Genomic DNA, 10,825 nt, shown 5'->3' with positions numbered 1-10,825 from the left:
CCACCCGGGCGTACGTCAGTTCTGCGCCGGCACCGACGAGCCGCCGGTGCCGGCACCCGGCTCCAGGGCGTCGAGCGCGCGCCGCAACCCGGTGAGCTTGCGCTCCAGATGGGCCGCCGTGGCCACCGCGGCCGCGTCCGCCGAATCGTCGTCCAGCTGCTTGGACAGGGCCTCGGCCTGCTCCTCGACGGCTGCGAGCCGCGCGGACAGCTCGGCGAGCAGCCCGGCCGGCTCCTTGCCGCCGACCCCGCCCTTGCCGCCGCCCTCCAACTGCAGCCGCAGCAGTGCCGCCTGCTCGCGCAGCTGGCAGTTCTTCATGTACAGCTCGACGAACACCGACACCTTCGCGCGCAGCACCCACGGGTCGAACGGCTTGGAGATGTAGTCGACCGCACCCGCCGCGTAGCCGCGGAAGGTGTGGTGCGGGCCGTGGTTGATCGCCGTGAGGAAGATGATCGGGATGTCCCGGGTCCGCTCGCGCCGCTTGATGTGCGCGGCCGTCTCGAACCCGTCCATGCCCGGCATCTGGACGTCCAGCAGAATGACCGCGAAATCGTCCGTGAGCAGTGCCTTGAGCGCTTCCTCCCCGCTCGATGCCCGCACCAGCGTCTGATCGAGCGCAGAGAGGATCGCCTCCAGCGCCAGCAGATTCTCCGGCCGGTCATCGACCAGGAGGATCTTGGCCTTCTGCACCATGGCCCGCCCTCCTCGCCCCGGCGGTACACCGGGCGCCGCCCCAGGGGACGACTCCCTTTCGCCGCCCGTCCTTGTGCCGGTCATCGCAGCCGCACCCCGCCTGTCGCCACACCCTGTCACCGCGATGTCACTGTGCACGTACCGCAAACGCGGCGGGGGCCGGGATGGTTCCCGGAATCCCGCATTCCCATACGTTGCCAGCCACCTTAGGTCGTCCGTTCGCCGTCACCTCAAGTGGGCAACTCCCGACACACGCCGAGGGTTCCCCGGCCGTTCACATCCCGGCGCGCCGATCGTGTCACTCCCGGCCCATCCACTGCTGCATCACGGCCAGCAGATGATCCGGGTCGACCGGCTTGGTGACGTAGTCGGAGGCACCGGACTCGATCGCCTTCTCCCGGTCGCCCTTCATCGCCTTCGCGGTCAGCGCGATGATCGGCAGCCCGGCGAACTGCGGCATCCTGCGGATCGCCGTGGTCGTCGCGTACCCGTCCATCTCCGGCATCATGATGTCCATCAGCACGACCGCCACGTCGTCGTGCTGCTCCAGCACCTCGATGCCCTCCCGGCCGTTCTCGGCGTACAGCACCGACAGGCCGTGCTGCTCCAGGACGCTGGTCAGCGCGAACACGTTACGGATGTCGTCGTCGACGATCAGGACCTTCTCGCCGCCGAACCGCACCCCGCGCGCGGCCTGCGGCGCGCTCTCCTGCTCCGGGAGCGCCGTCCGGTACTCGGACCGCAGCTCACCCTGCGGCAGACTCCGCCGCCGGCGCCGGAAGAGCGCCGCGGGACCGTTCTGCGTCTCCTGGTACGACTTCACCTCGGCCGGGGTCTCGATCTCCACGGCGGACAGCTCCGAGGACCGCTCCGCCTCGGAGGCGAGCAGCTCGCCGGCCTCCAGCGGGGGCACGGACTGCTGGTAGCCCTGCGGCGGCAGTTCGCTCGGGTGCAACGGCAGGTACAGCGTGAACGTCGAGCCGCGGCCCGGCTCGCTCTGCGCGTGGATCTCACCGCCGAGCAGCTGGGCGATCTCCCGCGAGATGGACAGGCCGAGGCCGGTGCCGCCGTACTTGCGGCTGGTCGTGCCGTCCGCCTGCTTGAACGCCTCGAAGATCACCCGCATCTTGCTGGCCGCGATACCGATGCCGGTGTCCGTCACCGAGAACGCGATCAGCGGCCCGTCCGGATCGGTCAGCGAGCCGGCCTCCAGCAGCTGCTCCCGGATGCCCAGGGGCACGCCCGCGCCGGCCGGCCTGATCACCAGCTCCACCGACCCGGAGTCGGTGAACTTCACCGCGTTCGACAGCAGGTTGCGCAGCACCTGCAGCAGCCGCTGCTCGTCGGTGTGCAGGGTCGCCGGCAGCTCCGGGGAGACCCGTACGGACAGGTCCAGTCCCTTCTCCGCGGTCAGCGGCCGGAACGTGGCCTCCACGTAGTCCACGAGCTGCACGAGCGCGATACGCGTCGGAGAGACGTCCATCTTGCCCGCCTCGACCTTCGACAGGTCGAGGATGTCGTTGATCAGCTGGAGCAGGTCGGAGCCGGCACCGTGGATGGTCTCGGCGAACTCCACCTGCTTGGGCGACAGGTTGCCCTCGGCGTTGTCGGCGAGCAGCTTCGCCAGGATCAGCAGCGAGTTGAGCGGCGTACGCAGCTCGTGCGACATGTTGGCGAGGAACTCGCTCTTGTAGCGCATCGACACCGCGAGCTGCTCGGCACGCTCCTCCAGGACCTGCCGGGCCTCCTCGATCTCGGTGTTCTTCACCTCGATGTCACGGTTCTGCCGGGCCAGCAGCTCGGCCTTCTCCTCCAGTTCGGCGTTGGACGCCTGCAGCGCCTTCTGCCGGTTCTCCAACTCGGCCGAACGCTCGCGCAGTTGCTCCGTCAGCTCCTGCGACTGCTTGAGCAGCTGCTCGGTCTTGGTGTTGACCGAGATGGTGTTGACGCTCGTCGCGATCATCTCGGCGATCTGGTTGAGGAAGTCCTTCTGGATCTGCGTGAACGGCGTGAAGGAGGCCAGCTCGATCACACCGAGCACATTGCCCTCGAACAGCACCGGCAGCACGATCACCTGCGCCGGCGGAGCCTCACCGAGCCCGGAGGAGATCCTCAGATACCCGCTGGGCGCGTTCTCCACCAGGATCGTGCGCTTCTCCTGCGCGGCCGTACCGACCAGCGCCTCACCCGGCCGGAACGACGTCGGCATGGACCCCATCGAGTAGCCGTACGAGCCGAGCATGCGCAGCTCGTAGTGGTCCTCGGCGTCGCCGCTCAGCTCCTGGCCCTCCATGAGGGACATCGCCACGAAGAACGCGCCGTGCTGCGCGGACACCACCGGCGTCAGCTCGCTCATGATCAGCGAGGCGACGTCCTCCAGGTCCCGGCGCCCCTGCATCAGCGCGGAGATACGGGCGAGGTTGCCCTTGAGCCAGTCCTGCTCCTCGTTGGCGATCGTCGTGTCGCGCAGGTTGGCGATCATCTTGTTGATGTAGTCCTGCAGCTCCTGGATCTCGCCGGACGCGTCGACGTCGATCTTCAGGTTCAGATCACCGCGGGTCACCGCGGTCGCCACGCGCGCGATGGCACGCACCTGCCGGGTCAGGTTCCCGGCCATCTCGTTCACCGACTCGGTGAGGTCCCGCCAGGTGCCGTCGACGTCACGCACGCGTGCCTGACCGCCCAGCTGCCCCTCCGTGCCCACCTCACGGGCCACCCGCGTGACCTCCTCGGCGAAGCTGGACAGCTGGTCGACCATCGTGTTGATCGTCGTCTTCAGCTCAAGGATCTCGCCACGGGCGTCAATGTCGATCTTCTTCGTCAGGTCACCCTTGGCGATCGCCGTGGTGACCATGGCGATGTTGCGCACCTGACCGGTCAGGTTCGACGCCATCTGGTTCACCGACTCGGTGAGGTCCTTCCAGGTGCCGGCCACACCCGGCACATGCGCCTGACCGCCCAGGATGCCGTCCGTGCCCACCTCACGAGCCACCTTGGTGACCTGGTCGGCGAACGAGCTCAGCGTCTTCACCATCGTGTTGATCGTGTCGGCGAGCTGCGCCACCTCACCGCGCGCCTCGATGGTGACCTGACGCGTCAGATCACCGTTGGCGACCGCCGCGGCCACCTGCGAGATGTTCCGCACCTGCATGGTCAGGTTGTTGGCCATCAGGTTGACGTTGTTGCTGAGGTCCTTCCAGATACCGGTGACCCCCGGCACGTGCGCCTGACCGCCCAGGATGCCCTCGGTGCCCACCTCACGGGCCACCCGGGTCACCTGCTCGGCGAAGCTCGACAGCTGATCAACCATCGTGTTGACCGTCGTGACGAGCTCAAGAATCTCGCCCTTCGCGTCAACAGTGATCTTCTTCGACAGGTCGCCCTTGGCGACCGCCGTCGTGACCTCGGCGATGTTGCGCACCTGGATCGTCAGGTTGTTCGCCATGAAGTTCACGGACTGCGTGAGGTCCTTCCAGGTACCGGAGACACCCTGCACCTCGGCCTGACCGCCGAGGATGCCCTCCGTACCCACCTCACGGGCCACCCGGGTGACCTCCTGGGCGAACGACGACAGCTGGTCCACCATCGTGTTCAGCGTGTTCTTCAGCTCCAGGATCTCCCCGCGCGCGTCCACGGTGATCTTCTGGGAGAGGTCACCGCGCGCCACCGCGGTGGCCACCTGCGCGATGTTGCGCACCTGCGCCGTCAGGTTGCCGGCCATGCCGTTCACGGAGTCCGTCAGGTCCCGCCACACACCGGCCACACCGGGCACCTGCGCCTGGCCGCCGAGCCGGCCCTCCGTACCCACGTCCCGCGCGACCCGCGTCACCTGGTCGGCGAAGGCGGACAGCTGATCAACCATCGTGTTGATCGTGTTCTTCAACTCAAGAATCTCGCCGCGCGCGTCAACGTCGATCTTCTGCGACAGGTCGCCGTTGGCCACCGCCGTCGTCACCTGGGCGATGTTGCGCACCTGGGACGTCAGGTTGCCGGCCATGAAGTTGACGGAGTCCGTCAACTCCTTCCACGTGCCCGACACGCCGTCCACCCGGGCCTGACCGCCGAGCCGGCCCTCCGTGCCCACGTCCCTGGCCATCCGCGTGACCTGGTCGGCGAAGCTCGACAGCTGGTCCACCATCGTGTTCACGGTGTTCTTCAACTGGAGCATCTCGCCGGACACGTCCACGGTGACCTTCTGGGACAGGTCGCCGTTGGCCACCGCCGTCGTCACCTGGGCGATGTTGCGCACCTGACCGGTGAGATTGCGGAACGCCGTGTTGACGGAGTCCGTCAGGTCCTTCCAGGCACCGGCCGCACCCGGCACCTGCGCCTGACCGCCCAGCTCACCCTCGACACCGATCTCCCGCGCGACCCGCGTCACCTCGGCACCGAACGCCGACAGCTGGTCCACCATCCCGTTGACGGTGTTCTTCAGCTCCAGCATCTCGCCGGCCACGTCGACCGTGACCTTCTGCGACAGATCACCGCTGGCCACCGCCGTCGTCACCGTCGCGATGTCCCGCACCTGCGTGGTCAGGTTCCGGAACACCGTGTTGACCGAGTCCGTCAGGTCCTTCCACGTACCGGCCGCGCCCGGCACGTTCGCCTGACCGCCCAGCCGCCCCTCCCCGCCGACCTCGTTCGCGACGCGCGTGACCTCGTCCGCGAAGATCCGCAGCGTCTCGGTCATCTGGTTGATCGTCTCGGCGAGCTGCGCCACCTCGCCGCGCGCCGGAACCGTCACCTTCCGCGACAGATCACCGTTGGCGACAGCCGTCGTCACCTGCGAGATCCCACGGACCTGCGCGGTCAGATTGCCCGCCATCGTGTTGACGGAGTCGGTCAGCTCCTTCCACACACCGGCCACACCCGGCACCTGCGCCTGACCGCCCAGGATGCCCTCGGTGCCCACCTCACGCGCCACCCGCGTGACCTCGGACGAGAAGGAAGACAGCTGCTCCACCATCGTGTTGACGGTGTTCTTCAGCTCCAGCATCTCGCCCGCGACATGCACGGTGACCTTGCGTGACAGGTCACCCCGTGCGACCGCCGTCGTCACCAGCGCGATGTCACGCACCTGTGCGGTGAGCCGGTTCGCCATGGTGTTGACGGACTCGGTCAGGTCCTTCCACGAACCCGACATGCCGCGCAGCTGGGCCTGACCGCCGAGCTTGCCCTCGGTGCCGACCTCACTGGCCACGCGCGTGACCTCGTCCGTGAACGTCGACAACTGGTCGACCAGGTTGTTGACCGTACGGCCGACCTTCAGGAACTCACCCCGCAGCGGATGCCCCGTACCGTCGTCCGGAGCCTGCGTCCGCAGCTCCATGCGCGGCGACAGATCACCCTCGGCGACCGCCGTGAGCACCCGGCCGACCTCCGAGACCGGCCAGACGAGATCGTCCACCAGCGCGTTGGAGGCGTCGATCGCGGACGCCCACGACCCCTCACACGCCCCCGTCTCCAGCCGTTCCGTGAGCTTTCCCTCACGGCCCACCATGCGCCGCACCCGGGACAGCTCACCGGTCAGATGCAGATTCCGGTCGGCCACCTCGTTGAAGACGGCCGCGATCTCCGACATCACACCGTCCCCGGAGACGGTGAGCCGCTTGCGGAAGTTCCCGTCCCGCATCGAGACGAGAGCCGTCAGCAGCCGGTTCAGGGCAGCCGTGTCCACCTCCGTGGTGCCGCCGCGCCTGCCCAGGGACGGTCCGCCTTTCGCGCGCGTCTTCGTGCCACGCGTCGCCGCGCCAGACTCCACTGTGTCCCTCCCGGAGGGGTAGACCGTTACTGCTGTGCTCGGCCGCTTCGACCCGGCACACCGCTGATCGGCATACCGGTTACTTCCACGTACCCGTTACTGCTGCGTATTTCTGCCAGACGAGATCCGGCCACACCAGGGGCTGCTGCCCGTCGTACACGGAACACACGCAGCCGGACCCACCTTCGTCAGAAGCTTGCCCAGTGTTTCACCCTGCCCGAACCAGGCCATAACAGTTCGGCAGCTTCGCACATCGTCCGCACACCCTGGGGGGTAAACACCGGCGACCGGCATCCGCTCGGACGGCGAAGGTAAGTAACCTTGCATGCGGCTGTCCAGCCGCACCGGTCCGACCGGCCTGGGCGGTGGCACGAGCACGAGCGGGCATCGGAGGGGCGGCCGCAGACCATGACCACCGGAGTCATCCCCGGGGGACAGCCCCCGGAGCCACAGCCGACGGGCGCGCTGATGCCGCAACAGCGGAGCGAGCCGGCCGGCCACGCAGCCCTGCACGTAGACAACCGGCCGAGGAGTTCTGTGATCACCGCGCGCGCGGCCGCCACCTTCGAGCCCGTCGGGCGATCGGTCGCGACCGCTCGGTCCTTCGTCCGCGACACCCTCCAGGGCTGGGGCTTCGCCGACATCGTCGACGACGCCGTCGTCCTCACCAGCGAGCTCGTGACGAACGCCGTCGTCCACGCGGGCACGCACGCGGACGTCCTGTGCCTGCGCACCGAGGACGGCGTGCGCATCGAGGTCTCCGACCGCTATCCCGAACGCGAGGTCCCCCTCCAGAACACCGGCACGCCCATGGGCAGCCCCGACCGCGAGGGCGGCCGCGGCCTCCAGCTGTGCGCCGCCCTGGCCACCCGCTGGGGCGTCGACTACACACCCACCCACAAGAACGTCTGGTTCCAGCTCAACCTCCCCGAACGCCCGGTCGGCACCCGAACCGCCGGCCCCTCCCTGCCCGCCGAGCTGCTCCCGCTGGCCGACGGCCGGGTCCGCGTCGCCGTCCTCCAGATCGACCGCAAGGGCGCCATCACCTCCTGGAACGAGGACGCCGAGGAACTCTTCGGCCACGCGGCCGGCGAGGTCATCGGCCGGCCCCTCACCGAACTCGCGGCCTGGCCGCACACCCCCGGCACCAGCACCGGCGTGGCCGAGGCCCTGCAGCTCTCCCGCTGGGAGGGCAGCTACGGCATCCGCGGCGCCGACGGCCGCGTGGCCCCGGTCTACGCCTCCCACCTCAGGGTCCGCGACACCGGCGGCGAGCCCTCCACCGTCTGCCTCCTGGTCCGCGACCACGAACGCGCCGTTCTCCAGTCCCCGCCGCGCGTGCCCGCCACCGACCAGAACCAGCCGTCCGACGGCCAGAGCAGCGACCCCTTCGAGGTCTTCATCGGCTCCCCCGCCCCGGACGACCTCGACGGCCTCCTGCAGCGCACGGTGGAGCGCGCCCGCGACATGCTCGACGGCGACTCCGCGTTCCTGCTGCTGGCCACCGACGACGAGACCGAGCTGGAGGTCCGCGCCTCCACCGGCCTGCCCTCCGCCCGCCAGCGCTTCGCGCGCGTGCCCGTCGAGGCCGGCCCCGGCCGCTACGGCTCCGCGCGGATGCCGGCCGTCCACGACGACCTCACCTCCGTACCGGGGGCCGTACCCCTGCTCTCCGGCACCGGAATGCGCTCGGTCGTCACGGTCCCGCTGAAGGTCGAGGGCCGCCTCACCGGCTCGCTCGGCGTCGCGGCCGAGGCACCGGGCCGGTACTCCAACGAGGAGGCACTGCGGCTGCAGTTCGCCGCCGACCGCATCGCCCTGGCCGTCGAGTCGGCCCGGCTGGGCGAGCTGGAGCGGCTGCGCCGCGGCTCCCTGAGCTTCCTGGTGGAGGCCTCCGACCTGCTGGCCGGCACCCTGGACCGGGACCAGACACTCGCCCTGATGGCCCAGATGACGGTCCCCACACTGGCCACCTGGTGCGCCGTCTACACGATCGCCGACCAGGCCTCCGAGCCGTACCTGTCGTACGTCCTGCACGAGGACGAGGAACTCATCGACGGCATCAAGTCGCTGCTGTCGAAGATCTCGCCGCCGGACCCGGTGCCGACGCCCGGCGCCCGCGTGTGGCCCACCCCCGGGGAGGTTGCCCACCAGGCCGCCCTGCGCAGCTCTATGCGCAGCCTCGGCCTGGCCGGCGGTCCGACGCATCAGATCGCCGCCAGTATCGGTCCCACCCTCGCCACGGCCTCCGCGGTGGGCGGCGAGACCGTCGTGCTCCCCCTCGTCGCCCGCAACCGCGTCATCGGCATGCTGGTCCTCGGAAAGCCCACCGACGAACACTTCCGCCAGGAGATCCTGGAGCTGGCCGAGGACCTGTCCCGCCGGGCCGCCCTGGCCCTGGACAACGCCCGCCTCTACTCGGAGCGCACGGCGATCAGCCAGGCCCTCCAGCGCAGCCTGCTCCCGCCGGGGACGCCACACATCGACGGCGTCGAAGTAGAGGTCATCTACCGCGCCGCCGGCGAGGGCAACGAGGTCGGCGGCGACTTCTACGACCTCTTCCCGATCGGCAACGGCGCCTACGGCTTCGCCATCGGTGACGTGTGCGGCACGGGCCCGAACGCGGCGGCGGTCACCGGCCTCGCCCGGCACGCGCTGCGCCTGCTGGCCCGCGAGGGCCTGTCCGGGCCGGCGGTCCTGCAGCGCCTGAACTCCGCGATCCTCGACGAGGGCGACCGCAGCCGCTTCCTGACACTGCTCTACGGCGAACTGCGCCTGCAGGAGGACGGCAGCGCCGAGCTCAAGGTGGTCTGCGCCGGGCATCCGCTGCCGCTGCGACTGCGCCAGGACGGCACGGTGACGGCGGCCGCCGAACCGCAGCCGCTGCTGGGCGTGATCGAGGACCTGGAGCTGCACGAGGAGACGGTCACCCTCGACCCGGGCGATGTGCTGCTGTGCGTCACGGACGGCGTCACCGAACGCCGCGAGGGCGCGCGCATGCTGGGCGACGACGGCCTCGCCGACGTCCTCACGACATGCACGGGTCTGACGGCCGGCGCGGTCGCGGCTCGCATCATGCGCGCGGTGGAGCGCTTCGCGTCGGACGCCCCGTCGGACGACATGGCGATCCTGGCGATGCGGGTCCCGGGAATCCACAAGGAAGCATGAAAAAGACCCCGCCCGGAAGGGCGGGGTCTTTTTTTACTGAGCCCCCAAACGGAATCGAACCGTTGACCTTCTCCTTACCATGGAGACGCTCTGCCGACTGAGCTATAGGGGCCTGTCGTTTTCGAGGTTTCCCTCGCGGCGACGAAGAAACTGTACCCCGAACCGGCCCGGGTTCCCAAATGCGTTCCGGCACCCCCTCAGAAGGCCGGCTGGAGCAAGCCTCCCAGGGCATTGCACGCGGACACGATCCGCTGCATCTCCCGCTTGGTGAGCGAGGCGTCCACGGGCAACGTCAGCGTCTCGTCGGCGGCCCGCTCGGTCTCCGGCAGGGACACGCACCGACGGAACTCAGGCAACCGGTGCACGGGCGTCTTGACCGGGACCCGGCACTCAACTCCCTTGGCCCGCAAGGCCAGCGCGAAGGCGTCGCGGTCCGGCCGGCCGTTCCCCGGCACCCGCACGACGTACTGCTGATAGGTGTGCCCGTCACCCCCGTCCGGCTTCCGTACGCCCTTCAGCTTGGCGTCGAGATACGCGGCCCGCTCCCTGCGCTGCGCTATCTCGTCGTACGGCGCCTCGGACTCGCCCTGTTCCAGCACGAGCAGCCCGTGCCGCTGCCCGATCGCGTGCAGTCGGGCGAGGTCGGCCGACCGTCCGAAGCGGTGGACGACAACGACCGTGGCCGTACGCGGAGTTACGGCTGCCTCGACGGCGCCCGGGGCGAGGCAGTAGGTCACCGGGTCTATGTCGGCGAACACCGGGAGCGCGCCGGCCTGGGTCACGGCCTCGGCGACTTCGACGTTTCCGAAGGCCGGTACGACGACCTCGTCACCGACTCCGACACCGGCGGCCCTGAGCATTGCAGCAGTTCCCATGTGCTGGATGCTGGGCGTGCGACGTGAACGACACGTTAAGCAAAACGTAAAAAGGTCGGACCCTGAACCGAAGTTCAGGATCCGACCTTTTGTAAGAATTGTTCGGCGGCGTCCTACTCTCCCACAGGGTCCCCCCTGCAGTACCATCGGCGCTGTGAGGCTTAGCTTCCGGGTTCGGAATGTAACCGGGCGTTTCCCTCACGCTATGACCACCGAAACATTATGAAACTGTCGAACATTGCCGCACCACGCTCTGTGAAACGTGGGGCCGTTCGTGGTTTCAGAACCAACACAGTGGACGCGAGCAACTGAGGACAAGCCCTCG

General features: G+C 69.0%; 4 protein-coding genes, 1 tRNA gene and 1 rRNA gene. 1 reads left to right on the top strand and 5 read right to left on the bottom strand.

The genetic code is table 11. The annotated features are described in order from the left end of the window. Nucleotides 1-15: 15 nt before the first annotated feature. On the bottom strand, nucleotides 16-696 hold the full coding sequence (locus IE244_RS30820) for a response regulator (protein WP_191876846.1): 681 nt from the start codon (nucleotides 694-696) through the stop codon (nucleotides 16-18). Between the two features lie 298 nt (nucleotides 697-994). Next, entirely contained in the window at nucleotides 995-6,457 is a 5,463-nt protein-coding gene (locus IE244_RS30815) for a HAMP domain-containing protein (RefSeq protein ID WP_191876845.1), read from the bottom strand. Nucleotides 6,458-6,865: 408 nt separating this feature from the next. Here IE244_RS30815 and IE244_RS30810 point away from each other — a divergent pair, with 408 nt between their 5' ends. After that, entirely contained in the window at nucleotides 6,866-9,625 is a 2,760-nt protein-coding gene (locus IE244_RS30810) for a SpoIIE family protein phosphatase (RefSeq protein WP_191876844.1), read from the top strand. Nucleotides 9,626-9,664: 39 nt separating this feature from the next. Here IE244_RS30810 and IE244_RS30805 read toward each other — a convergent pair. From IE244_RS30805 to rrf, 3 genes are all read right to left on the bottom strand, one after another. Next, a tRNA-Thr gene (locus tag IE244_RS30805) sits at nucleotides 9,665-9,737 on the bottom strand. A gap of 85 nt (nucleotides 9,738-9,822) precedes the next feature. Continuing rightward, the gene (locus tag IE244_RS30800) at nucleotides 9,823-10,485 is read right to left on the bottom strand and encodes a DegT/DnrJ/EryC1/StrS family aminotransferase (protein WP_191877003.1); all 663 of its coding nucleotides are present in this window, start codon (nucleotides 10,483-10,485) and stop codon (nucleotides 9,823-9,825) included. A gap of 115 nt (nucleotides 10,486-10,600) precedes the next feature. Further along, nucleotides 10,601-10,717, bottom strand: a 5S ribosomal RNA gene (gene rrf, locus IE244_RS30795). Nucleotides 10,718-10,825 lie beyond the last annotated feature (108 nt).

Origin of the sequence: Streptomyces filipinensis, from assembly GCF_014649495.1 — a bacterium.
GTDB classification, from domain to species: Bacteria; Actinomycetota; Actinomycetes; order Streptomycetales; family Streptomycetaceae; genus Streptomyces; species Streptomyces filipinensis.
This window is presented reverse-complemented; position numbering and strand designations above follow the sequence as displayed.

What these genes read in the sequence shown, in the direction of transcription:
- IE244_RS30820 (WP_191876846.1), bottom strand. Translation starts at nt 696, where the DNA reads ATGGTGCAGAAGGCCAAGATCCTCCTGGTCGATGACCGGCCGGAGAAT.
- IE244_RS30810 (WP_191876844.1), top strand. Translation starts at nt 6,866, where the DNA reads ATGACCACCGGAGTCATCCCCGGGGGACAGCCCCCGGAGCCACAGCCG.
- IE244_RS30800 (WP_191877003.1), bottom strand. Translation starts at nt 10,485, where the DNA reads ATGCTCAGGGCCGCCGGTGTCGGAGTCGGTGACGAGGTCGTCGTACCG.